Source organism: Bacteroides sp. 1_1_14 (assembly GCF_000162515.1).
Taxonomy (GTDB): domain Bacteria; phylum Bacteroidota; class Bacteroidia; order Bacteroidales; family Bacteroidaceae; genus Bacteroides; species Bacteroides thetaiotaomicron.
Genome location: NZ_GG774704.1, coordinates 466,740 through 492,261, shown reverse-complemented (window position 1 = coordinate 492,261; position 25,522 = coordinate 466,740). Strand labels below are relative to the sequence as shown.

General features: G+C 47.6%; 20 protein-coding genes and 2 pseudogenes. 18 read left to right on the top strand and 4 right to left on the bottom strand.

Annotation, left to right across the window (positions count from 1 at the left end; all coding sequences use genetic code 11):
• A pseudogene (locus HMPREF9007_RS27585) lies at positions 1–434 on the top strand (hypothetical protein); the annotation flags it as partial.
• Between the two features lie 173 nt (positions 435–607).
• Positions 608–1,534 carry an Rpn family recombination-promoting nuclease/putative transposase gene (locus tag HMPREF9007_RS15985; RefSeq protein ID WP_008761078.1) on the top strand — a complete coding sequence of 309 codons (927 nt, stop codon included), beginning with the start codon at positions 608–610 and terminating at the stop codon, positions 1,532–1,534.
• A 196-nt stretch (positions 1,535–1,730) separates the two neighbouring features.
• Here HMPREF9007_RS15985 and HMPREF9007_RS15990 read toward each other — a convergent pair whose 3' ends face one another.
• Positions 1,731–1,952: a carboxypeptidase-like regulatory domain-containing protein gene (locus HMPREF9007_RS15990; RefSeq protein WP_008761077.1), complete on the bottom strand. Its 222-nt coding sequence runs from the start codon at positions 1,950–1,952 to the stop codon at positions 1,731–1,733.
• A gap of 341 nt (positions 1,953–2,293) precedes the next feature.
• On the opposite strand from HMPREF9007_RS15990, the pseudogene HMPREF9007_RS15995 reads away from it, so the two are divergent.
• Positions 2,294–5,263, top strand: a pseudogene (locus tag HMPREF9007_RS15995) (SusC/RagA family TonB-linked outer membrane protein); the annotation flags it as partial.
• 11 nt (positions 5,264–5,274) lie between these two features.
• Positions 5,275–6,888, top strand: coding sequence for a SusD/RagB family nutrient-binding outer membrane lipoprotein (locus HMPREF9007_RS16000; protein WP_008761075.1), 1,614 nt, complete (start codon positions 5,275–5,277; stop codon positions 6,886–6,888).
• Between the two features lie 294 nt (positions 6,889–7,182).
• On the opposite strand, the gene HMPREF9007_RS16005 is transcribed toward HMPREF9007_RS16000, so the two are convergent.
• Positions 7,183–7,581 carry a response regulator gene (locus tag HMPREF9007_RS16005; RefSeq protein WP_008761074.1) on the bottom strand — a complete coding sequence of 133 codons (399 nt, stop codon included), beginning with the start codon at positions 7,579–7,581 and terminating at the stop codon, positions 7,183–7,185.
• Between the two features lie 144 nt (positions 7,582–7,725).
• On the opposite strand from HMPREF9007_RS16005, the gene HMPREF9007_RS16010 reads away from it, so the two are divergent.
• The 6 genes from HMPREF9007_RS16010 (at position 7,726) to HMPREF9007_RS16030 (ending at position 16,647) form a co-directional block, all read left to right on the top strand.
• Positions 7,726–9,363 (top strand): ABC-F family ATP-binding cassette domain-containing protein, encoded by a 1,638-nt coding sequence (locus HMPREF9007_RS16010; RefSeq protein ID WP_008761073.1) that lies wholly within the window; start codon positions 7,726–7,728, stop codon positions 9,361–9,363.
• A 105-nt stretch (positions 9,364–9,468) separates the two neighbouring features.
• A complete protein-coding gene (locus HMPREF9007_RS0124835) occupies positions 9,469–9,879 on the top strand; it encodes a DUF6769 family protein (RefSeq protein ID WP_011108102.1) in 411 nt (136 codons plus the stop codon).
• Positions 9,880–9,965: 86 nt separating this feature from the next.
• On the top strand, positions 9,966–11,237 hold the full coding sequence (locus HMPREF9007_RS16015) for an efflux RND transporter periplasmic adaptor subunit (protein WP_008761072.1): 1,272 nt from the start codon (positions 9,966–9,968) through the stop codon (positions 11,235–11,237).
• Between the two features lie 129 nt (positions 11,238–11,366).
• On the top strand, positions 11,367–14,495 hold the full coding sequence (locus tag HMPREF9007_RS16020; RefSeq protein WP_008761071.1) for an efflux RND transporter permease subunit: 3,129 nt from the start codon (positions 11,367–11,369) through the stop codon (positions 14,493–14,495).
• A gap of 49 nt (positions 14,496–14,544) precedes the next feature.
• Positions 14,545–15,738: a TolC family protein gene (locus HMPREF9007_RS16025; protein ID WP_008761070.1), complete on the top strand. Its 1,194-nt coding sequence runs from the start codon at positions 14,545–14,547 to the stop codon at positions 15,736–15,738.
• Positions 15,739–15,822: 84 nt separating this feature from the next.
• Entirely contained in the window at positions 15,823–16,647 is an 825-nt protein-coding gene (locus HMPREF9007_RS16030; RefSeq protein ID WP_008761069.1) for a hypothetical protein, read from the top strand.
• A 74-nt stretch (positions 16,648–16,721) separates the two neighbouring features.
• On the opposite strand, the gene HMPREF9007_RS16035 is transcribed toward HMPREF9007_RS16030, so the two are convergent.
• Complete coding sequence (locus tag HMPREF9007_RS16035; protein ID WP_008761068.1) at positions 16,722–18,200, bottom strand: rRNA cytosine-C5-methyltransferase; 1,479 nt, start codon at positions 18,198–18,200, stop codon at positions 16,722–16,724.
• 108 nt (positions 18,201–18,308) lie between these two features.
• Between HMPREF9007_RS16035 and HMPREF9007_RS16040 the strand changes: the two genes are divergently transcribed.
• The 6 genes from HMPREF9007_RS16040 to HMPREF9007_RS16065 all read left to right on the top strand — a co-directional run bounded on the left by HMPREF9007_RS16040 (position 18,309) and on the right by HMPREF9007_RS16065 (position 22,785).
• Positions 18,309–19,061 carry a DUF6249 domain-containing protein gene (locus HMPREF9007_RS16040; protein ID WP_008761067.1) on the top strand — a complete coding sequence of 251 codons (753 nt, stop codon included), beginning with the start codon at positions 18,309–18,311 and terminating at the stop codon, positions 19,059–19,061.
• A complete protein-coding gene (locus HMPREF9007_RS16045; RefSeq protein ID WP_008761066.1) occupies positions 19,058–19,606 on the top strand; it encodes a sigma-70 family RNA polymerase sigma factor in 549 nt (182 codons plus the stop codon). The genes HMPREF9007_RS16040 and HMPREF9007_RS16045 overlap by 4 nt, the downstream gene beginning before the upstream one ends.
• A complete protein-coding gene (locus HMPREF9007_RS16050; RefSeq protein WP_008761065.1) occupies positions 19,590–19,919 on the top strand; it encodes a DUF5056 domain-containing protein in 330 nt (109 codons plus the stop codon). Before HMPREF9007_RS16045 ends, HMPREF9007_RS16050 begins: the two co-directional genes overlap by 17 nt.
• Positions 19,920–20,182: 263 nt before the next feature.
• Complete coding sequence (gene cls / locus HMPREF9007_RS16055; RefSeq protein WP_032850290.1) at positions 20,183–21,454, top strand: cardiolipin synthase; 1,272 nt, start codon at positions 20,183–20,185, stop codon at positions 21,452–21,454.
• A gap of 37 nt (positions 21,455–21,491) precedes the next feature.
• Positions 21,492–22,286, top strand: coding sequence for a thymidylate synthase (locus tag HMPREF9007_RS16060; protein WP_008761063.1), 795 nt, complete (start codon positions 21,492–21,494; stop codon positions 22,284–22,286).
• 4 nt (positions 22,287–22,290) lie between these two features.
• The gene (locus HMPREF9007_RS16065; protein WP_008761062.1) at positions 22,291–22,785 is read left to right on the top strand and encodes a dihydrofolate reductase; all 495 of its coding nucleotides are present in this window, start codon (positions 22,291–22,293) and stop codon (positions 22,783–22,785) included.
• Between the two features lie 20 nt (positions 22,786–22,805).
• Here the strand turns inward: HMPREF9007_RS16065 and HMPREF9007_RS16070 are convergent, their stop codons facing one another.
• Positions 22,806–23,285, bottom strand: a complete 480-nt coding sequence (locus tag HMPREF9007_RS16070; protein WP_008761061.1) for an Lrp/AsnC ligand binding domain-containing protein — start codon at positions 23,283–23,285, stop codon at positions 22,806–22,808.
• A gap of 152 nt (positions 23,286–23,437) precedes the next feature.
• Here HMPREF9007_RS16070 and HMPREF9007_RS16075 point away from each other — a divergent pair, with 152 nt between their 5' ends.
• Both HMPREF9007_RS16075 and HMPREF9007_RS16080 read left to right on the top strand, forming a co-directional pair.
• Positions 23,438–24,715: a M64 family metallopeptidase gene (locus tag HMPREF9007_RS16075; RefSeq protein ID WP_008761060.1), complete on the top strand. Its 1,278-nt coding sequence runs from the start codon at positions 23,438–23,440 to the stop codon at positions 24,713–24,715.
• A 180-nt stretch (positions 24,716–24,895) separates the two neighbouring features.
• The gene (locus HMPREF9007_RS16080) at positions 24,896–25,432 is read left to right on the top strand and encodes a GNAT family N-acetyltransferase (protein WP_008761059.1); all 537 of its coding nucleotides are present in this window, start codon (positions 24,896–24,898) and stop codon (positions 25,430–25,432) included.
• The last annotated feature ends 90 nt before the right edge of the window (positions 25,433–25,522 follow it).

Genomic DNA, 25,522 nt, shown 5'->3' with positions numbered 1-25,522 from the left:
AAGAAGCCAAGCACAACGGAACTCAATACGAAAGAAACCAGCAGGAAGAAGCCAAGCACAACGGAACTCAATACGAAAGAAACCAGCAGGAAGAAGCCAAGCACAACGGAATCCAATACGAAAGAAGTCAGCAAGAAGAAGCCCCGAACGAAAACACTGCTTCCGGAGGATTCTCCGAATCCCTGCTACGCCTCAACATGGACGCCATCGGCATCCGGAACGAACCAACCGTGAAAGCCATCCTCGCCCTCGCCCGACGCAGAAAGCTGGGTGGTCCCTGCGGCACCTTATGGAAAGTCCTCAGCTCCGAATACCGCTCCACCCTGCTCAAAAAGAACGAGCCGGGCGACTACATCCTCTGGGCACTCAACCACTCGGCAGAATTTGAAGACACCTACAACGGCATCCTCAAAAAGCGAGTTAGGGGAAGATGAACATTTTTAAGAGGGAGATGAACATTTTTGAGCACCCACGTCATTTATTTCTCCCGCCAAACGCATCATAAAACAATAATTTATCCTATCTTTGTAGAATAAAGAAAAGCCTCTTCACTATACATGCGAAGAGAAACATCTCTTTACAACATAAAAGAGAAACAACCAAAACAATGAGCAAATTTATCAATCCGTTCACCGACTACGGATTCAAACTAATATTCGGCAGAGAAGTCTCCAAGAATTTACTAATCGAATTTCTGAACGACCTTCTCGAAGGTGAACGAGTGATAACCGACTTAACGTTTTTGAACAACGAACAGCTGCCGGACTACCCGGAAGGACGAGGCATCATCTACGATGTCTACTGCACCACGGACACGGGCGAAAAGATAATTGTCGAAATGCAAAACCGCATGCAGAGCAATTTTAAAGAACGCTCCATCTTCTATCTCTCCCGTGCCATCGTCAACCAGGGCCGGACGGGGCACGACTGGAAATTTGAAATAAAAGCTGTTTACGGAGTCTTTCTGATGAATTTCATCATGGACAAGAACATAAAACTCCGGACAGACGTTATTCTTGCAGACAAGGAGACAGGTGAACTCTTCTCGGAGAAGTTCCGGCAAATATTCATCGCCCTCCCCCTCTTCAAAAAAAGCGAAGAGGAATGTGAAACGAATTTTGAACGTTGGATTTATATATTAAATAATATGGAAACTTTAAAACGCCTGCCATTCAAGGCACGAAAAGCCGTCTTCGAAAAACTCGAAGAGATCGCTGATGTGGCTTCTATGTCTCCAAAGGAGAGAGAGCTATACGACAATAGCGTCAAAGTGTACCGGGATTATTTGGTGACAATGGATGCAGCGGAAAAGGAAGGAATAAAGAAAGGGATGGAAGAAGGGCTGAAAGAAGGAATGAAAGAAGGGCTAAAGAAAGGACTTGAAGAAGGACTTGAGGAAGGCCTGAAGAAAGGTCGCGAAGAAGCCTTGAACATCTTTCAGACAGCCATCGACATGAAAAAGCAAGGAATTGACAATCAACTCATTGCCGAAAAGACCGGTCTGCCCCTATCGCTCATAGAGAGCCTCAAATAAAGGTAGAACCTAAGCATCCGCCCCCTGAAAACAAGCCAAGTACCTGCCCGAAAAAGATGACTGAGATCGAAAAAGAAAGGGAAAAGGTTGCGATTATAGTAAGTGAGCCGGGAAGCCAAGTTGCGGAAAGAAGCACTTATATTCTGATTTACAATAAGATAGAATAAAAAGGAGGAAAAAGAGAGGCTTTAAAATATCAATAAGTCTTAGAAGAACTTGGTACATTCGTGATTGTAAACTTACCATCAATATCCGTGATAGTACCAAGAGTAGTGCCATTCACTAATACCGAAGCACCTACAACAGGCAGGCCATCTTCCTCGGCGGTTACCACACCGGTAACTCGGGACGTCTGCGCTGTCACCAGACCTATACCCAAAAAAAGGAAGGTCATAAAGAACATCAATTTTCTTTTCATAAATTCTCTCTTAAATTTAACCTATAAATAGACTTCTAGTCTCTAACAGGGTGCAAAGATAACACTATTTATATCAAAATTAAAAAAGTGTTACGTTTTTAACTATAAAGTATCATATTGAAAGAATTTAATCAGTATATTGATGAAATGAGAAGATTTGAGCACGATTTTAATAATATTCAAATTACATTACACGACATAAAGATAGTGTTAAAATCGTTATTTTCATAAAATAACATCAGCGAATCATTCAAAATGCTATCTTTTTATCATTTTATGCCTTAAATAGCCCCAAAAACACTTAACGCTTCCCGAAAGGGCAACTCCCCGCCGTACCAAGTTCTTCTAAAACTTTGCGCGTTTCCTATGTAGGAATGGTTCCGCAGACAGTAACGATCAAACAGGGCGTTATCAACGTAGTATTAAAAAGTGACGCCAAAGCCCTGGACGAAGTCGTAGTAACGGCCATGGGTATCTCCCGCGAAAAGAAAGCGCTGGGCTACGCCGTTCAGGACGTGAAGTCCGAACAACTGACCCAAGCTTCCAACTCCAGCCTGGCAGGAGCGTTGCAAGGAAAAGTTTCCGGTCTGGATATCAAACCTTCGAGCGGTATGCCCGGAGCATCTTCACAGATCACGATCCGTGGCGCACGTTCTTTCTCCGGAGATAACACGCCGCTTTACGTAATCGACGGAATGGCAGTGACCAGTACTCCTGACGTAGATACGGACATACAGAACAACGGTAGTGTTAGCGGTGTGGACTTTGCCAACCGCGCGGTAGATATCGACCCGAACGACATTGAAAGTATCAACATTCTGAAAGGACAGGCGGCTTCGGCACTTTACGGAATCCGCGCATCCAATGGTGTGATCATCATCACCACCAAAAGCGGTAAGGGACTGGAAAAAGGCAAACCCCAAGTCAGTTTCTCATCCAATGTCAGTTTTGACGTAGTCGGTCGCCTGCCCGAATTCCAAAAGACGTATGCACAGGGGTCCGGCGGAAGATACAGCCCAACTTCAGGATTATCCTGGGGACCTAAGATTTCTGAACTGTCCAACGATCCCAATTATGGCGGCAACACCGACAACGAATTTACTCAAAAGTATGGCATGCAATCCGGCAAATATTACGTGCCGCAGCGTGCTTCAGCAGGTCTTGACCCTTGGGCTACTCCACAGGCTTACGACAATACAAAAGAATTCTTCGAAACAGGTATCACTTGGAGCAACTCGCTGAACGTGGCACAAACGCTGGAAAAAAGTTCATACTCCGTTTCTCTTGGAAATACGCACCAAGACGGTATTATCCCCAAAACTGGCATGGACAGATACAACGTAAAAGTAAGCGCCGAAACGAAACTGACGAATAACTTCACAACCGGTTTTGCAGGAAACTACATCACGACTTCGATTGACAAGGCGGTAACGTCCGGAAACGGACTGCTGAGAACTGTTTACGCTTCGCCCGCAAGCTACGATCTGGCAGGTATCCCCAGCCATGTAGACGGCGACATTTATAAGCAAAACTCTTTCCGTGGAAATTTTGACAATGCCTATTGGGCTATTGACAACAACAAATACACAGAAGACACCAACCGTTTCTTCGGAAATGTATATGCCACTTATCAAACAGATTTCGGAACGGCCAACCATAAACTGAACGCGAAATATATGTTAGGTGTAGACGCTTATACCACTCACTACTCTGACAGCTACGGATACGGAAGTAACACCGGCGGCGGTCGCGGCCAGATAGAAAACTACGGTTGGACAAACGCTACCTACAACTCATTGCTGACCATCAACTACGACTGGCGCATCAATGACGACTGGGGATTGAACGCTGTAGCAGGTAACGAATTTATCCAGAGCAACAGAAAGAAATACTACGAATACGGAACAAACTATAACTTCGCAGGGTGGAATCATATCAACAATGCAACCACTCAGCTTACAGAAGAAGAAAGATGGAAAAACCGTACTGTCGGTTTCTTCGGCAACGTATCGGCTTCGTACAGAAACATGCTTTATCTGACTGTGACCGGACGTCAGGACTATGTGTCCAACATGCCGCGCAACAACCGTTCGTTCTTCTATCCCTCTGTGTCAGCAGGTTTCATCCTGACAGAACTTGACGAACTGAAAAATGATGTAGTCAACTACGCCAAACTGAGAGTTTCTTATGCGGAAGTAGGACAGGCTGGTGATTTCCTTGAGAATTATTACTCGACTCCCACGTACGGAGGAGGATTCTATTCGCTGACTCCCATCATGTACCCCATCAAAGGTACTACTGCCTATACCCCGTACTACACAATATTCGACCCGAATCTGAAACCGCAGAATACACGTTCGTACGAAATCGGTGCCGACGTGAACTTCTTCGACAACCTGATTACGTTGAATTATACTTATTCGCGTCAGAACGTCAAAGACCAGATATTTTCAGTGCCTTTGGCGTCTTCTACCGGTGCCAGCAAACTGTTGACAAACGGTGGTAAGATTCATACCGACACGCACGAAATCACATTGGGATTCAACCCGATCCGCACGAAGAATATCAACTGGGACTTCGGTTTCAACTGGACCAAAATCGACAACTATGTAGACGAACTGGCTCCGGGTGTGGAAAACATTTCACTGGGTGGTTACGTCACTCCACAGGTTCGTGCATCAGCAGGCGAAAAATTCCCTGTAATCTATGGCGTAGGATACAAGAGAGACGCTAACGGCAATCGTCTGGTAGACGAAAACGGTTTGCCTGTCGCCGGTGAGGCACAGGTGATCGGAAAAGTTTCTCCGGATTTCGTAATGGGTTTCAATACGTCATTGCGTCTGTGGAAATGTACCATCAGTGCTGTACTTGACTGGAAACAAGGTGGCCAGATGTACAGCAGAACTACCGGTTTGTCCGACTACTACGGCGTCAGCAAAAGAACAGAGAATCGGGAAGGCACGATCATCTTTGACGGTTACAAACAGGACGGAACCAAAAACGATATCGCCATCACCGGAGCCAATGCGCAACAAGTGTACTACAGCCGCCTGAACGATATTGACGAATCTTCTGTATACGACAACTCGTTCATCAAACTCCGCGAAGTGGCAGTAAGCTACAAAGTACTCCAGAAAAAGTGGATGGAACTTTCGGTGAATGCTTTCGCAAGAAATATCCTCGTCTGGGCACAGATGCCTGACCTTGATCCGGAAGCCAGCCAAGGAAACAACAATATGTCCGGAGCTTTCGAAGACTATTCAATGCCGCAAACAGCTAGCTTTGGTTTCGGCTTTAATATTAAATTTTAATCTGCAAGACAATGAAAAAATATAAATCAATAGGAAAATTGCTGGCAGTTTCTTTCTTTACTGCTGTCATTGCTTCTGCTTGTACGGAAGATGCAATGGACAAAGTCAACAAGAATCCCAATAACCCGCAGGATGCTCCGGCGAAGTTTTTGATAACAGACTTGGGAGTCAGCACTGCATTCAGCACAGTAGGAGGAGATTTTTCACTCTATTCGTCCGTTTACATGGAGCACGAAACAGGTATCGGCAACCAACTCTACCGGGCAGAAGTCCGCAGCGGAGAACCGACCACTGCCACGACCTACAACAATGCGTGGATCAGCGTTTACGCCAATATAAAGAATGCAAAGATTGTAATCAACAAGTGTCAGGAAGACCCATCGGAAAAAGGCAATGTAGTAACTGAAGCAATAGCCAGAATCCTTCTTGCCTACAATGGTGCGGTAGTAGCCGATGTGTTCGGAGACACACCGTTCAGCGAAACCGGAGTTTTAAATCCGGACGGCACACCGAAGTATATGCAACCTAAAATTGATTCACAAGAGTCTATCTACAAAGAAGTAATGCAGAACCTGGATGCTGCTATCACACTTTTGAAGGATGGAACAGCCGAAGACGAAGGATTATCAGGTGCAGTGGGATCAAAAGACCTCATCTACGGATCAGACCAAGATGCACAAGCCGGTCTGTGGCTTAAAACAGCTTATGCACTGAAAGCACGCTATACAATGCGTCTTCTTAACAAAAGCGCCAATCAGACTACCGATCTCCAAAACATTCTGACCTATGTAAGTAAATCATTTACCAATGCAAATGAAGAATGTAAACTGGACATTTATGACGGTGATTCTCAACTAAATCCCCTTTGGGCTTTCAGCTATAGCCGCAACAGCCTTGCAGCCAGCGAAAGTCTCATCGAGAAATTTGCAACAAGAAATGACCCGCGAGCTCCACGCTCATTTATCCAACCTGATCCTAGCGGAAATGTTGTATATGGAGGCGGTGCAAATCAAGCCACAACAATCGATGCCATCAACGTAGCTCCTAACGGCACCCCTCAGGAATTACAGAATAATTATGGCATGTCTATGGCCTCATGGGCTATGACCGCTCCCACACAACTGATCAGTTACCATGAAGTAAAATTCCTCGAAGCAGAAGCCCTGTGTCGTCTGGGTGGCAGAGTAGATGAAGCAAAAGCCGCTTTGAAAGATGCCGTTATCGCTGCATTTGCCAATTTGGAGAATACAGTTGCCGATGCCGCCAGAAACTGGCTGGGCGGGAAAGCCGATTTCTTGGGTGACGCCGTCGCCGAAGCCTATTTTGATAATGAAGTAGCTCCTCTTTTTGCCGCTAACCCATTAAAAGAAACAATGGTACAGAAATATCTCGCATTCTTTGGTGCATCCGGCGAATCTTTGGAAGCTTACAACGACTACCGCCGTATGAAAGGTGCGAACGAAAACTTAGTGGAACTGAAAAACCCGCTGAACTCTAACAAATTCCCGCTGCGTTTCGGTTACGGAGCAGACGATGTATTGGCAAATGTAGCCATCAAAGAAGCCTTTGGTGACGGACAATACGTATACTCCGAACCCGTTTGGTGGGCAGGTGGAAGCCGATAAAAATCGCTCTTAAAATCTCTCAAAGGAGAGACTTTACATAGAGTCGTTTCTGAACTCTAACAAATTAACGGAAACGAACAGAAATAGGCCGACCGTGAGGTCCGCCTATTTTATTTTACAGCCGTCAGCTATTTGTTAATATCACAAATACAAAACAGGAAAAAACACCCGAATTGTTATACCGTTTTTCTACTCAGCGATACCGTTTTGCCGGATAAAGATCATGTCTGCCGGAACAAAGACCGGTTTAACAAACAAAAAAGATCAGTCTACCGGACAAAAAAAGAGATCAGTCTACCAGACCAATTCGGGGAAATACTTCGTCAACGTATTGCGCAGAATCGACAGTGTGATCGGTTTCACCAGCACTTCGCTCGCTCCCGCGTTCATCGCATTCTCCTTGTCAGAGCTGAAAGCGTAGGCGGTCTGCATGATAATAGGGATTTCCTTGTTTTCTCCGCGGATGATCTTCGTAGCATCCAGTCCGTTCATCACAGGCATTTTGATGTCCATCAGGATCGCTTTGGCCTCGTTGCCGTATTCCTTGAACAGTGCCACGATTTCTTCGCCATTCTTGGCCCACTGTATATCACATTTCTTTCCGATGATTGCTTTGATCAATTTGAAGTTGCTGTCGTCGTCCTCGGCCACTAAGATAAGAGGTCTGAATTCATTTGTTTGTCCGCCTTCCATATCGTTTCTATATTATTTTTAAAATTATTCTCTAAAATTACTTTTTAGTCAACATATTTCAGTTAATAATGTTTTTCAGCCCGCAAGTTATAAAAAAGATTGATATATTTCGCTATCTTTGCGCCTCAAATTATAAAGAATTGTATGATTTCGATAGACGGACTAGCCGTAGAGTTTAGCGGCACTACCCTATTTAGTGATATTTCTTTCGTTATTAATGAAAAAGACCGCATCGCCCTGATGGGAAAAAACGGAGCGGGAAAAAGTACCTTACTCAAGATTCTGGCAGGAGTCCGACAGCCTACCCGTGGCAAGGTTTCGGCCCCCAAGGATTGCGTAGTAGCCTATCTCCCACAGCATTTGATGACGGAAGACGGCAGGACCGTGTTTGCCGAAACGGCACAGGCTTTCGCGCATCTGCATGAGATGGAAGCACGGATAGACGCACTGAACAAGGAGCTGGAAACACGGACGGATTACGAAAGTGACAGCTACATGGCACTGATCGAGGAAGTGTCCGCCCTCAGCGAAAAATTTTACTCCATCGACGCAACCAATTACGAAGAGGACGTAGAGAAATCATTACTCGGACTTGGATTCACACGCGAAGATTTTCAACGTCAGACGAGCGACTTCAGCGGAGGCTGGCGCATGCGCATCGAGCTCGCCAAACTGCTGCTGCAAAAACCGGACGTACTCCTGCTTGACGAGCCGACCAACCACCTCGACATCGAATCGATCCAATGGCTGGAAGATTTTCTGATCAATAACGGCAAAGCGGTCATCGTGATCAGCCACGACCGCAAATTCGTGGACAACATCACCACCCGCACCATTGAAGTAACGATGGGCCGCATCTACGACTATAAAGTAAACTACTCCCAATACCTGCAACTGCGCAAGGAACGCCGCGAACAGCAACAGAAGGCTTATGACGAGCAACAGAAGTTCATCGCCGAAACGGAAGCCTTCATCGAACGTTTCAAGGGGACGTATTCGAAGACTTTGCAAGTGCAGAGCCGTGTCAAGATGCTGGAAAAGCTGGAATTGCTGGAAGTAGACGAGGAAGACACTTCGGCACTGCGGCTGAAATTCCCGCCTTCGCCCCGTTCGGGCAGTTACCCCGTCACGATGGAAGGCGTCGGGAAGACGTACGGCGATCATGTCGTGTTCCGCAACGCCAACCTGACGATTGAACGTGGCGACAAGGTGGCTTTCGTAGGCAAGAACGGTGAAGGTAAATCGACACTGGTGAAATGTATCATGAACGAAATCGACCACGACGGCACGCTGACGCTGGGACATAACGTACAAATCGGATATTTCGCGCAGAATCAAGCCTCGCTGATGGACGAAAACCTCACGGTTTTCCAGACGATTGACGACGTGGCAAAAGGAGAAATCCGCAACAAGATACGTGACTTGCTGGGCGCCTTCATGTTCGGCGGACCGGAAGAGTCTATGAAGAAAGTGAAAGTACTCTCGGGTGGCGAACGTACCCGCCTGGCAATGATCAAGCTCCTGCTGGAACCGGTCAACCTCCTGATTCTGGACGAGCCGACCAACCACCTCGACATGAAAACCAAAGATATCCTCAAGCAAGCGCTGATGGATTTCGACGGCACCCTGATCGTCGTTTCGCACGACCGTGACTTCCTTGACGGACTGGTGACAAAGGTCTACGAATTCGGCAATAAGAAGGTGACGGAGCATCTTTGCGGCATCTACGAATTCCTCGAAAAGAAGAAGATGGATTCGTTGCAGGAACTGGAAAAGAAATAATAAACAATAAAAAGACATTATCTGCTTTAGGTGAAAGAAAAAGTATTTGTATATTTGTGCAAATTTAATAATAGACTTAGAGCAGACAATGTTCTGCAATAAAGGATGAAAGGGAAGAAACGATTCATAGTAACGATGCTATTCTTTATCAACATCATTATGTTGGTAGCCGCCGTTATTCCCCATCACCACCACCCCAACGGGATGATCTGCATGAAGCAGGACCAACCGGTAGAGCAGCAATGCCCCAACCACCATCATCACCCCGCAAGCGATTCATGTTGCAGCAGCGAATGCATGACCCGCTTCCACTCCCCCATCCCCTCCGTGCACACGGACAGCGGACCGAATTACGTATTCGTCGCCACCCTGTTTACGGATACGATCATCGAACATTTATTACGACCGCAGGAAAGACGAGTCAAAAATTACTACATCTATCGTGAATCCCTGCACGGTACGAAAATACCTCGTACCTCCTCACTTCGGGCCCCTCCCTACTCTGTTTTTGCGTAATGACGTAAATGCAAGCAAGTTGCATCTGCGTTACTCTATCTTTGTAGCGTACAAAAACAGTAAAACTTAGTAGGAAAACAACATTTATGAAGAAACTTATCTTTATAGGAGTCATGGGATTATTCGTCCTGGGCTCTTGCAATAGTAAAAATACTGGTCATGAAGGGCATGACCACGAGACCGTCACACACAATCATGATGAACACGAAGGACATGACCACGAAGTGGAAGGTCATGACCACGAAGCCGAAGGAGCCGACCATTCACACGAAGGTGAATGCAGCGGAGGACACGATCACGGCAAAGTTGCCACCAGCGAACCCGCCGGCGAGCACAGCGATGAAATCATCCTCCCGAAAGCGAAAGCTGACGCTGCCGGTGTAAAGGTAAATGCTATCACACCGGCCCCCTTCCAGCAAGTCATCAAGACAAGCGGACAGGTACTCGCTGCCCAAGGCGACGAATCGGTGGCTGTAGCCACGGTGGCCGGAGTCGTTTCTTTCCGCGGCAAGGTGACGGAAGGAATGAGCGTCGGTCGCGGCACTCCGCTGGTGACTATTTCTTCGCACAACATCGCCGACGGTGACCCCGTACAACGTGCCCGAATCGCTTACGAAGTATCCAAAAAGGAATACGAACGAATGAAGTCGCTCGTCAAAAACAAGATTGTGTCCGACAAGGATTTCGCACAGGCGGAGCAGAACTACGAAAACGCCCGTATCAGCTACGAAGCGCTCGCCAAAAACCACTCGGCCATCGGTCAGAATATCACCGCGCCCATTGCCGGATACGTGAAAAGTATTCTGGTCAATGAGGGAGACTACGTAACCATCGGTCAGCCACTGGTCAGCGTGACGCAGAACCGCCGGCTTTTCCTCCGTGCCGAAGTATCGGAAAAATACTACCCGTATCTCCGCACAATCAGTTCCGCCAATTTCCGGACACCTTATAATAATGAGGTCTACGAACTGAATGAACTGAGCGGCAGACTGCTTTCCTTCGGAAAAACTTCCGGAGACAACTCCTTCTACGTGCCCGTCACCTTCGAATTTGACAATAAAGGAGAAGTGATTCCGAGGTCATTCGTCGAAGTTTATCTGCTTTCCTCCCAACTGGAAAACGTGATATCCGTGCCCCGCACCGCCCTGACGGAAGAGCAAGGCATCTTCTTCGTCTACCTGCAACTCGATGAAGAAGGCTACAAGAAACAGGAAGTGACCCTCGGCGCCGACAATGGCAAAAGTGTACAAATCCTGACCGGAATCAAACCCGGAGACCGTGTAGTGACCGAAGGCGCATACCAAGTTCGCCTGGCAAGCGCAAGCAACGCCATCCCTGCCCACAGTCATGAGCACTAGCGGCAAAGCGCCGCATCCAAGTTCCCTTGCGGCACACACAGAACTCATTTATAGTTACGCAAGTTTATCCCCTGTCCGGCACTTCTCAAAAGTAAACCGGGAGGAACCAGACTTAATCAATGAAATATCATGCTAAATAAAATCATACATTACTCCCTGCACAACCGACTGGTTGTGCTCTGCGCGGCCATCCTCCTGCTTATCGCGGGGACTTACACCGCCATGCACACGGAAGTAGACGTGTTTCCCGACCTGAACGCCCCGACAGTGGTCATCATGACCGAAGCCAACGGTATGGCAGCCGAGGAAGTGGAACAGCTCGTCACCTTCCCCGTCGAAACAGCCGTAAACGGAGCTACCGGCGTGCGCCGTGTCCGTTCTTCTTCGACCAACGGTTTCTCCGTTGTCTGGGTAGAGTTCGACTGGGGCACAGATATATACCTCGCCCGTCAGATCGTCAGCGAAAAGCTCGCTGTAGTCAGCGAGTCACTTCCCGTCAACGTGGGCAAGCCGACTCTCGGCCCCCAATCGTCCATCTTGGGCGAAATGCTCATCGTCGGTCTGACCGCCGACTCCACCTCCATGCTCGATCTGCGGACGATTGCCGACTGGACGATCCGCCCGCGCCTGCTCTCCACCGGAGGCGTGGCACAGGTGGCAGTGCTCGGAGGAGACATCAAGGAATATCAGATTCAGTTGGACCCCGAACGGATGCGCCACTACGGCGTATCGATGGGAGAAGTGATGGCCGTCACCCAAGACATGAACCTAAACGCCAACGGCGGAGTACTTTACGAATTTGGCAATGAATATATCGTGCGCGGAGTACTCTCTACCCCCAAAGTGGAAGAACTCGGCAAAGCGGTAGTGAAAACGGTGAACAACTTTCCGGTGACGCTGGAAGACATCGCCGACGTGAAAATAGGTCCCAAAGCCCCGAAACTGGGCACAGCCTCGGAGCGTGGCAAACCGGCCGTACTCATGACCGTCACCAAACAGCCCGCCACCAGCACGCTGGAACTGACGGACAAATTGGAGGCCTCTCTGCAAGACTTACAGAAAAATTTGCCTGCGGACGTCAAAGTCTCCACGGATATTTTCCGCCAGAGCCGCTTTATCGAAAGCTCTATCGGCAACGTGAAAAAGTCTCTTTTTGAAGGAGGAATCTTTGTCGTCATCGTACTTTTCCTGTTTTTGGCCAATGTACGCACTACGCTGATTTCCCTTGTCACGCTGCCGCTTTCACTACTCGTCTCCATCCTCACGCTTCACTACATGGGGCTGACTATCAACACGATGAGTCTGGGAGGTATGGCGATTGCCATCGGTTCGCTGGTCGACGATGCCATCGTCGACGTGGAAAATGTATACAAGCGACTGCGGGAGAACCGTCTGAAAGCGGAAGCCGAACGCCTCAGCACGCTCGAAGTGGTATTCAACGCTTCGAAGGAAGTGCGAATGCCGATTCTTAATTCAACGCTGATCATTGTCGTCAGCTTTGTGCCGCTGTTCTTCCTAAGTGGAATGGAAGGACGTATGCTGGTACCGCTGGGTATCGCTTTCATCGTGGCGCTGTTCGCTTCCACGGTCGTTGCCCTCACGCTGACTCCGGTGCTCTGCTCTTACCTGCTGGGCAGCAACAAGACGAACAAGGAACTGAAAGAATCTTTCGTAGCCCGCTGGATGAAAGGCATTTACGAAAAGGCGCTGACATGGGTGCTGGCTCACAAACGGGTGACACTCGGCAGCACCATCGTCCTTTTCCTGATCGCCTTAGGGGTATTCTTTACGCTCGGGCGCAGCTTCCTTCCTTCGTTCAATGAAGGCTCGTTCACCATCAATATCAGTTCGCTGCCGGGCATATCTCTGGAAGAAAGCAACAAGATGGGACACCGTGCCGAAGAATTGCTGCTGACAATCCCCGAAATACAAACCGTAGCCCGCAAAACGGGACGTGCCGAACTGGATGAACACGCGCTCGGCGTAAACGTTTCGGAAATCGAGGCACCGTTTGAACTGAAAGACCGCCCGCGCAGCGAACTCGTCGCCGAAGTGCGCGAGAAACTCGGAACGATCACCGGAGCAAACATCGAAATCGGTCAGCCCATCAGCCACCGTATCGACGCGATGTTGTCCGGTACGAAGGCAAATATCGCCATCAAACTCTTCGGAGACGACCTAAACAAGATGTTCTCGCTGGGCAACCAGATCAAGGGAGCTATCAGCGACATTCCGGGAATTGCCGACCTCAACGTGGAACAACAAATCGAACGCCCGCAGCTGAAGATACAGCCCAAACGGGAAATGCTGGCGAAATTCGGCATCACCCTGCCGGAATTTTCTGAATACGTGAATGTGGCGCTGGCAGGAAAAGTGATTTCGCAAGTGTACGAGCAGGGCAAGAGTTTCGACCTCATCGTCAAAGTGAAGGACGACGCACGCGACGAAATGGAGAAAATCCGCAACCTCATGGTCGACACCAACGACGGACGCAAAGTTCCTCTGAACTACGTGGCGGAAGTGGTTTCCTCCATGGGACCGAACACGATCAACCGCGAAAATGTAAAACGGAAAATCGTTATCTCCGCCAACGTTGCCGACCGTGACCTGCGCAGTGTTGTAAATGATATTCAGAAGCAGGTAGACGCCACTATCCAGTTGCCCGAAGGCTACCACATCGAGTATGGCGGACAATTCGAAAGCGAACAGGCTGCCAGCCGTGTATTGGCGTTGACATCTTTCATGAGTATTGTCATTATTTTCCTGTTGCTTTACCACGAGTTCCGCAGCGTCAAGGAGTCCGGCGTGATCTTGCTGAACCTGCCTCTGGCATTGATCGGCGGCGTTTTTGCGCTTGTCATCACGACCGGCGAAGTAAGCATTCCGGCAATTATCGGTTTCATCTCGCTGTTCGGTATCGCGACCCGCAACGGTATGCTGCTCATCAGCCACTACAACCACTTGCAGCAAGTGGAGGGGCTGAACGTGTACGACAGCGTGGTACAAGGCTCTCTCGACCGTCTGAATCCGATCCTGATGACAGCTCTCTCCTCTGCGCTGGCACTGATACCGCTGGCTCTGGGCGGTGATCTGCCGGGCAACGAGATTCAAAGCCCGATGGCTAAAGTGATTTTAGGCGGACTTTTAACATCTACTTTCCTGAACGGTTTCATCGTTCCGATTGTTTATCTGATGATGCATCGCCAGCGTAGCACCGGAGCAAATTCTCCATGCGGCGTACCGGCGGAACAGGCATAATTATCAGTTAAATATAGCTACTATGTATATAGAAACAAATAAAAAAAGTATGAAACAAATCATCATCATAGGCTCTTTGGTAAGCTGCGCACTTCTCACCCTCACGGGCGAAGTGCAGGCCCAAAGCGGCATCGAACAGGTTTTGAAGAATATCGAAGCCAACAATAAGGAGTTGCAAGCAAACGCCCAACTCATCACCTCGCAAAAGCTGGAAGCCAAAACGGACAATAACCTGCCGGACCCGACTTTATCATACGCCCACCTCTGGGGAGCGAAAGATAAAAACGAAACGATCGGCGAACTTGTGGTGTCACAAAGTTTCGACTTTCCGAGCCTGTATGCCACCCGCAACAAGCTGAATCGTCTGAAAGCAGGTGCTTTTGACAGTCAGGCGGATGTCTTCCGCCAAGAGAAATTGTTGCTCGCCAAAGAAGTGTGTCTGGACATTATCATGCTGCGCCAGCAAAAACACATCTTGGAGGAACGGCTGCGCAACGCGGAAGAACTTGCCAAAATGTACGCCAAGCGCCTCCAAACCGGAGACGCGAACGCCCTCGAAACGAATAAAATCAATCTGGAACTGCTGAATGTCAAGACGGAAACTTCGCTGAACGAGACGGCACTGCGTAATAAGTTGCAGGAACTGAACACGTTAAACGGCAATATCCCCGTAGTGTTCGAAGAAAGCACGTATCCCGCGACGCCTTTCCCTGCCGACTATCAGATACTGAAATCGGAAGTGCTCTCCACCGACCGCACATTAATGGCGTTCAACAACGAAAGCCTCGTTGCCCGCAAGCAGATCGCCGTCAACAAGTCGCAATGGCTGCCGAAACTGGAACTCGGCTACCGCCGGAACACCGAAACGGGAACGCCTTTCAACGGAGTAGTAGTGGGATTCTCCTTCCCGCTTTTCGAGAACCGCAACAAGGTGAAAATAGCCAAAACGCAAGCGCTGAACATCGACTTGCAGAAAGACAACGCCACCCTGCAAGTGGAATCCGAACTGGCACAGCTCTATCGGGAGGCCAAAACGCTGCACACCTCTATGGAGGAATACAGGAAAACTTTTCAGGCACAACAAGACCTCGCACTGCTGAAACAGGCTCTGACAGGCGGACAGATCAGCATGATCGAGTATTTTGTCGAGGTATCCGTCATTTATCAAAGTCATCAGAATTACCTCCAACTGGAGAATCAATATCAGAAGGCAATGGCACGAATTTATAAGAGCAAGCTATAAATTCCCGCTTTATTTCGCCCGATTATTGAATAAATAAAAAGAATGCATTACATTTGGGGACTGTAAAAAAAACACTAAACTATTATGAAAACTAAAACCCTCTCTTACACCCCCATCTTGTTTTGCATTCTTATTTTATGGAGTGCCTGTAAAGACGATGCCGATGCCCCCCTGCGGTTTTACGACAGCAAATACGAAGTGCCCATGGGAGGAAGACGCTACCTCGGAATCGAAAGCGGAAACGGAGACTACTCTTTGGAAATCGGAAATCCCCGCATCGCAAGTGCCGGAATCGAAAGCGGCTGGAGCGGAGTTCCCGCCGGACGAATGATTTACATATCCGGAATTCTCACCGGAAGCACGTATCTGAAAGTGACAGACAACGCCACACAGGAAACGCTCACTCTGCCCATTAAAGTGGTGGACTACTACGAAGATCTCAATCTGATACACGGCTCGTCCTCCCTGCGTCCCAATGGGGACGAGAACCTACTGCCGGGTGTTGACGACATTTTCCTTGTCAGCAACGCTGCCCGTGACGCTTATTTCTTCAAACAAGGACAACGAACCGCTTTTTCATCGGGACTCGAACTGATCACCAAAGGAACTTATGCACTGAAGCAAGAGGACGAGAACAAAGCCACACTGACCCTTACTTTCTCATTGGATGCCTCACCGGCTACGGAACACCATTTCACCGTATGGGGAAACACGTACCTGCTTCACCGGCTGGACAAGAACTTACATCTGAACTGGGGCACGCCGCCCATTGGAGAAACACGGACATCACCTGCCCCGCCTCCGGCCTACACACTGGAAGAAATAACGGAAGGAGCAGAACCGGGAACAGGCAGACAGGTCGGTTTCATTCTCAATTATAAGGAAATACCCACTGGAATACTTCCCTAAATTATGGATGATAAATTAGCCGAGCTATCAAGATAAGCATTCTATCCGTTGTCCGTTTCTTTCGGAAATAATCTTTACAGCGTACGTATCTCCTCCGGCAAATACCCGCTGCGGATACGCCACTCCTGCGGATAAAGATTATTGGCACGATTCCCTATATTCTTCACAAATCCGAGAGGAATATTCCGGTAAGTAAGCAAGATATAACCACGAGGGGCTGTTTCCGACAAGGTAATAGCCTCTTTTCGTAAATAAGCGATAGCCTGTTCATAACTCACCTCTTCCGTATCAAAAGCATCCTGCCGCAAGAGCGTAGCGCTCATTGCCAGCGCATGAGCGGGAATCAAATCTCTCCCTTTCACTTCACCAGTCAGAACGCCTGCCTGTATCACTTTCAGATGCTGTTTCATGGCAGCCAGTTCATCGGTATATCGTTGCGGAAATGCGACGATGCCCGCGCCTTCCGCAGACAGGGTGTATTTTTCAACATTTTCCTGCTTCAGCCAGTTCAGTGCCATCCCCATGTGTTCTTTGGAAACGGGAGAAGCAGCCGCTCCGCCTTTCTTATCTTTTTTCTTGGACGCCTTTGCTTTTGAGAATGAATAGGCTGCCGGTTCATCTTCCGCATCCGGTTTACGAAGTGCCGCCAGAAAGAATCCTTCGCCTTTTGTCTTATGAGGAAGAAAATGACAGACAGACAAACTTCCCTGAGATTCATCCTCTCCATCGAGTAAATTCCCTGTTATATTCCACTCGTTCCGCACCTCCAGAGGCAAGAGCTCCGCACCGAATTCCTGCTGAATCCAGCAGACGTTCTCTTCATCTTCTTTGCTATTATAGGTACACGTACTATATATTAATATGCCGCCCGGTTTCAGACAGGGCCAAATATCCGCAATAATCCGCCGCTGACGCTGCCAGCAGATCTCTACATTCTCCGGGCTCCATTCCTCCACAGCCACGGGGTCTTTACGAAACATTCCCTCGCCCGAACAAGGCACATCGGTCAGAATGACATCGAAGAAAGATGGAAGTGCCGAGAAATCAGCCGGATCATTGTTGGTAACCACCACATCCGGATGCCCCCACTTCGTCAGATTCTCCGCCAGCACCTGTGAACGGTTCCGGATCACTTCATTCGCCACCAGCAGACTCCCTTCCGAAAGCACGCTACGCGCATGGGTTGATTTTCCTCCGGGCGCCGCACAAAGATCGAGCATCACCACCGGAGACTCGACATACTGCCGCAGCACCTGCTCCACAAACATGGACGAAGCCTCCTGAACATAGTAGCAACCGGCATGAAACAACGGGTCGAACGTAAAAGTCAGACGCTCGTCAAGATAGTAGCCGTCGGATGCCCAGGGAACTTTGTTGAAGGAAAAATGAGCAGAACTGTCTGTCAGCGAACTTAATCCTTCCTCCTTCATTCTCAATTTATTGATCCGAATGCTGACGGGAGGCTCCTGCTGCAAGGCGGCAGCCAGTTTTTCATATTCTTCATTGCCCAGTAAGGCACGGGTATAGTCGATAAAAGAAGCGGGTAAATTCATTTTTCATTTATTAATTCCTGCAAATATCAAAAATATTTCGTCTCTTTGCAACTTTCTGACATACGAACTACGTCTAACAGACAAAGAAACAAATAAAAGAATTAATATATGAAACGGATTTTAATTGCTTTACTGGTCATGATGACCATTTTCTCTCTGGCAAACGCCCAGAAACAAACGACTATTGTGAACGACTCTACCGGAAACGTAAAAGTGACCGTAACGAAAGGGAAAGGCAAGGATGCCAAGGTTAATGTCGGCAACACGGCCGTCACTGTGATCGGCATCGATGACGAAGACGCCGACACGACAAGTGTAGATACGGGCAAAGTGAGTAGCTCCTCGCGCGGCTCTCACGGAAAAGCGAGCTTCACCATCAGCTCTGACGACGATGACTTCCCGTTCAATAATTTCGGAGATGCAGTCGGAGGAGGTATTCTGGTAGCCATCATCAGCATCATTGCCATATTCGGAATGCCGGTATTCATCATATTTGTAGTCTTCTTCTTCCGCTACAAGAACCGGAAAGCACGCTACCGTCTTGCCGAACAGGCTCTCGCAGCCGGTCAGCCTCTTCCGGAAGAATTCATACGGGAGAACAAATCGACAGACCAACGTACACAAGGAATCAAAAATACCTTTACAGGCATCGGGCTCTTCATATTCCTCTGGGCCATCACCGGCGAATTCGGAATTGGCGCTATCGGACTGCTCGTCATGTTTATGGGACTGGGACAATGGCTGATCGGCTACAAGCAACACGCCAACGAGGATACCAAGAACAGAGAAACCGCCATCAGAAGCAACGACATCATCATCTCGGAGAAGAACGACGAAGAGAAGAACGAAGAAAATAGATGAGCCAACTCAACGATATATCGCTAGTCGCACAGGTCGTGGTGTTCAAGAACACCAGGGCCTTCGACCAGTTGGTACAAAAATACCAGTCGCCTGTCAGACGCTTCTTCCTGCATCTGACTTGCGGTGACAGCGAATTGAGTGACGACTTGGCACAGGATACATTCATCAAGGCATATACCAATCTGGCCTCTTTCCGTAACTTGTCGAGTTTCTCCACATGGCTATACCGTATTGCTTATAATATTTTTTATGATTATATTCGCAGCCGGAAGGAGATGGCAGACCTGGATACCAGGGAAGTAGACGCCGTCAACTGCACCGAACAAGCGAACATAGGGCAGACAATGGATGTTTATCAGTCACTCAAATCGCTGAAGGAAGTGGAACGAACCTGCATCACGTTGTTTTACATGGAAGATGTAAGCATCGACAAGATTGCAGGAATAACGGGAATACCGGCAGGAACGGTGAAAAGCCACCTGTCGCGTGGAAAAGAAAAATTAGCAACGTATTTAAAAAGAAACGGTTATGACGGAAATAGATAATGATAAACTTCTGAAAGATTTCTTTGCAGAAAACAAGCGGGAAATAGCCGACAACGGATTCAGCCGCCGCGTCATGCACCACTTGCCCGACCGCAGTAACCGGTTGGCACGCCTCTGGACTGTATTCGTAATGGCAGTAGGAGCCACGCTCTTCGTCACTCTGGGCGGACTGGAAGCCGTATGGGAAACACTGAAAGATGTACTCATCGGCATGATCAACCACGGCGCAACCAGCCTCGATCCGAAATCAATCATCATTGCAACGGTCGTCCTACTGTTCATGGCCGGACGGAAAGTAGTATCAATGGCATAACAATGCTTGTCACACTCTGTGCCAAGGGCTTGGCACAGTTGTGACACCGCACTGGCACAGCAGTGACAAGCCGTTGGCACAAGTGTGACAACGGCAGGGAACACAGCAGATCAGATGTATCGAACGAATATAATTCCCCAGATCAAGAGATTCTTGTTCATTTCTTCTGTTAAAGTATAATAAATTAGCCCTCCTCTCCCGATAGCTCCAAACATAGATGTTGTATCTTTGTTACTTTGTAAACTAAAATAGCGAGAAGAGTTTTGAAACTACGTATATTTCTTTTATTTCTGTTTCTGTCTTTATTCCGTGCTCAGGCAGATGTCATCGACAGTTTGATGACGCATTCCAGAGACTCCATAGCTCTGACAAGTGACTCCCTTGTATTACGTTTCTTATCGGAGTCAGGGATTCCTATATCCGACAATAACAAGGTCAGGTTACTGAAAAGCGGACGAGAAAAATTCATTGATTTATTCAGCGCCATCCGCGACGCCAAACACCACATTCATCTGGAATACTTCAATTTCCGCAATGACTCTATAGCCAATGCGCTTTTCGATCTGCTGGCCGAAAAGGTGAAAGAAGGCGTGGAAGTACGGGCCATGTTTGATGCGTTCGGCAACTGGTCGAACAATAAACCGCTCAAGAAGAGACATCTCAAAAAAATACGGGAGCAGGGAATCGAGATTGTCAAGTTCGACCCGTTCACCTTTCCCTACATCAATCATGCGGCACACCGTGATCACCGCAAAATAGCCGTCATCGACGGCGAAGTCGCCTATACGGGAGGAATGAACATCGCCGACTACTACATCAACGGACTCCCCAAAATCGGCACATGGCGTGATATGCACATGAGAATAGAAGGCGATGCCGTCAATGACCTGCAAGAAATATTTCTTACCATATGGAACAAGGAGACTAAACAAAACATTGGCGGCGAAGCATACTTCCCCAAGCACAAGGAGCAGTCGGACACCACCAATATAGTCGTCGCCATCGTAGACCGCACACCGAAGAAAAACAGCCGTATGCTCAGTCATGCTTATGCCATGTCGATCTATTCGGCACAGAAAAATGTGTACATTGTCAACCCGTATTTTGTGCCCACATCCTCCATCAACAAGGCGCTTCAACGCACCATCGAACGAGGTGTGGATGTCACGATTATGGTTTCTTCCGCCTCCGATATTCCGTTTACTCCGGACGCCGCCCTTTACAAACTTCACAAACTGATGAAAAGGGGAGCCACCGTCTATATGTACAATGGCGGTTTCCATCATTCCAAAATCATGATGGTCGACGATATTTTCTGCACGGTAGGCACCGCAAACCTGAACAGCCGCAGCCTCCGGTACGACTACGAGACGAACGCTTTCATCTTCAACAAGGAAATTACAGGCGAACTGAACGAAATGTTTCAGAACGATATAGAGCACTGTACGCAGCTGACACCGGAATTCTGGAAAAAGCGCTCACCGTGGAAGAAGTTCGTCGGATGGTTTGCCAATTTATTCACGCCATTTTTGTAATTTTGCATCGCACCAACTTATTGGAAAATTATTCGCTATGAAACAATATTTAGATTTACTCAATCGCGTATTAACTGAAGGAACTGAGAAAAGTGACCGTACAGGAACCGGAACGATCAGTGTGTTCGGGCATCAGATGCGTTTCAACCTCGACGAGGGTTTCCCGTGTCTGACCACCAAAAAACTGCATCTGAAATCAATCATCTACGAGTTACTCTGGTTTCTGCAAGGTGATACGAACGCGAAATATCTGCAAGAACACGGTGTACGCATCTGGAACGAATGGGCGGACGAAAACGGTGATTTAGGTCATATCTATGGCTATCAGTGGCGTTCGTGGCCCGACTACGACGGCGGATTCATCGACCAGATCAGCGAAGCGGTAGAGACGATCAAGCACAATCCCGACTCCCGACGTATCATTGTCAGCGCCTGGAATGTAGCCGATTTAAAGAATATGAATCTGCCTCCCTGCCATGCCTTCTTCCAGTTTTACGTGGCAGACGGCCGGCTGAGCCTGCAACTTTACCAGCGCAGCGCGGATATATTTCTCGGAGTCCCGTTCAATATCGCATCGTATGCACTGCTGCTACAAATGATGGCGCAGGTGACAGGACTGAAAGCGGGTGAATTTATCCATACACTTGGCGATGCCCATATCTATCTGAACCACTTGGATCAAGTCAAATTGCAGCTTAGCCGCGAACCACGCGCATTGCCTCAAATGAAAATTAATCCGGATGTGAAGAGTATCTATGACTTCCAGTTCGAAGACTTCGAACTGGTGAACTACGACCCGCATCCACATATTGCCGGAATAGTAGCGGTATAAAACCATGAGTAAAATATCAATTATTGCCGCCGTAGACCGCCGAATGGCGATCGGCTTTCAGAATAAACTGCTTTTCTGGTTGCCCAACGACTTGAAACGCTTCAAGGCATTGACTACCGGAAACACCATCATAATGGGAAGAAAAACCTTCGAATCGCTGCCGAAAGGTGCGCTGCCCAATCGCAGAAACGTTGTATTATCCACCCGTCCGGATACAGTATGCCCCGGTGCGGAAGTCTTCCCGTCGCTGGAAGTCGCCCTGCAAAGCTGCAAGGAAGATGAGCACGTCTATATAATAGGTGGCGCAAGCGTCTACCGACAGGCACTTCCTCTTGCCGACGAACTTTGTCTGACGGAAATAAACGACGTTGCTCCTGAAGCCGACGCCTTCTTTCCGGAAGTATCTCCGGCTCAATGGCACGAAAAAAGCAGAGAAGCTCATCCTGTGGATGAGAAACATCTCTGCCCGTATGCTTTTGTAGATTACGTGAAACAGTAAGCTATTTTTATTCTGTACGATTAATCTTCGTCTTCAATGTCGACCATAATCGGCATCTGCCGCTTTATGGCTTCATGGAAAGAGATCAATGTCTCCGTACGCGCCAACCCCAGAGGTTGCAATTTATCATGTATGATACTCAGCAAATGGTGATTGTTCTTAGCGTAAATCTTGATAAACATATCATATTTACCAGTAGTGAAATGACATTCTACTACTTCCGGAATAGCTTCCAAAGCTCTTGTTACCGAATCAAAGGATTCCGGATCTTTCAGATATATACCAATATAAGCACAAGTTTCATATCCTATCTTCTCAGGATCGATCACATATTCCGATCCTTTCAATATTCCCAGATTAGTCAACTTCTGAATGCGCTGGTGGATAGCCGCCCCGGAAACGTTACACGCTCTTGCTACTTCCAAAAAAGGAATACGCGCGTTCCCTGCTATTAATTTCAGAATTTGCTCATCTAAAGCATCTAATTGATGATGTCCCATTTTTGAATCAAATTGTTTTAATCAATGAATCTTTCATGCAAAGTTAGCTATTTTTCGGCAACAAATACTATGATTTATTACTTTTATTTGCAAATATCGAATAAGTCAACAATAGTTTGTACCTTTGTGAAAAACATAAATATACTATTTATATGAAACAAATTTGCAGTATTCTTCTTTTTTTCCTGATTTCGGCAGGAAGTTATGCGCAAAACTTTGCAGATTATTTTCAGAATAAGACGTTACGGGTGGATTATATCTTCACCGGAAACAATAAGCAGCAAGCGATCTATCTGGACGAGCTATCTCAGCTTCCCTCCTGGGCAGGTCGTGAACATCATTTGTCCGAACTTCCGCTCGAAGGCAATGGGCAGATTATCGTCAGAGATCTCGCCACCCGACAGTGTATCTACAAGACTTCCTTTTCTTCTCTGTTTCAGGAGTGGCTGTCCACCGATGAAGCCAAGGAGACAGCCAAAGGCTTCGAAAATACATTCTTGCTTCCCTACCCCAAACAGCCGGCAGAGATAGAAATCGTGCTGTTCTCTCCCCGCAAGGAAGTGATGACCAGCTTCAAGCACATTGTCCGTCCGGACGATATCTTGATTCATAAACGGGGAACATCACACGTCACTCCACACCGGTATATGCTTCAAAGCGGTAACGAAAAAGAGTGCATAGATGTCGCTATCCTGGCAGAAGGCTACACGGAAAAGGAAATGGACTTATTCTATCAAGATGCACAGAAAGCCTGCGAAAGCCTGTTTTCACACGAACCGTTCCGGTCGATGAAAAATAAGTTCAACGTAGTGGCTGTAGCCAGTCCGTCGATTGACAGCGGAGTCAGCGTTCCCCGCGAAAATCAATGGAAACACACGGCTGTTCATTCTCATTTCGATACTTTTTACTCGGACCGTTATCTGACTACAAGTCGGGTGAAGGCCATCCACAACGCTTTGGCCGGCATTCCTTATGAGCATATTATTATCCTTGCCAATACGGATGTGTATGGAGGCGGAGGAATTTACAACTCATATACGCTGACTACCGCTCATCATCCGATGTTCAAGCCTGTAGTGGTCCATGAATTCGGACATAGCTTCGGAGGCTTGGCGGATGAGTATTTTTATGATGACGATGTAATGACGGACACGTATCCGCTGGATGCAGAGCCGTGGGAACAGAACATCAGTACACGAGTAAATTTTGCCTCGAAATGGGAAGATATGCTTGCACCGAATACGCCTGTACCCACACCTGTAGCACAACATCAAAACTATCCGGTAGGTGTATATGAAGGCGGCGGTTACTCAGCCAAAGGTATTTATCGGCCGGCATTCAATTGTCGCATGAAAACGAACGAATATCCTGAGTTCTGCCCGGTATGCCAGCGTGCTATCCAGCGGATTATTGAGTTCTATGTACCTTAATTAAAGGCAGATGCAGGAATTCTTTTTCTTTTAGAATTCCTGTCTGACTCCTGACATAGTAACATCTCATAGTATCATATAACTGATATAATATAACACCCGATAGAGTATAACATTTGGTATAGCAATACCGGGTATAGCAACAAAAAACAATATTGTCAAACTTAAAACCCAAACCGTATGATCAGATTTCAACCGATCACCACATCGGACGTACAACATTACAAATTTATGGAAGAGCTTCTCGTCGAATCGTTTCCACCCGAAGAATATCGCGAACTGGAACATCTTCGTGAATATACAGACCGGATAGGCAACTTCCATAATAATATCATTTTTGACGATGACCTGCCCATTGGCTTTATCACATATTGGGATTTCGATGAATTCTATTACGTAGAACACTTCGCTACCAATCCGGCATTGCGCAACGGAGGTTACGGAAAACGCACATTAGAGCATTTATGTGAGTTTCTGAAACGCCCCATTGTACTGGAAGTAGAACGCCCGGTAGAGGAGATGGCCAAACGCCGTATCAACTTTTACCAACGCCACGGATTTACACTGTGGGAAAAAGACTACTACCAGCCGCCGTATAAAGAAGGAGACGATTTCCTGCCTATGTATCTCATGGTACACGGCAATCTGGATGCAGCAAAGGATTATGAAGGGATAAGACATAAACTCCATACAATCGTTTACGGAGTCAAGGAATAAAGATACAAAAGAATCGTAAAAAACATACTTCAGATAGATTTTAGATCATATACGGCAGACGAAGTTCAGACATAAAGTCTGCCTCTGCCG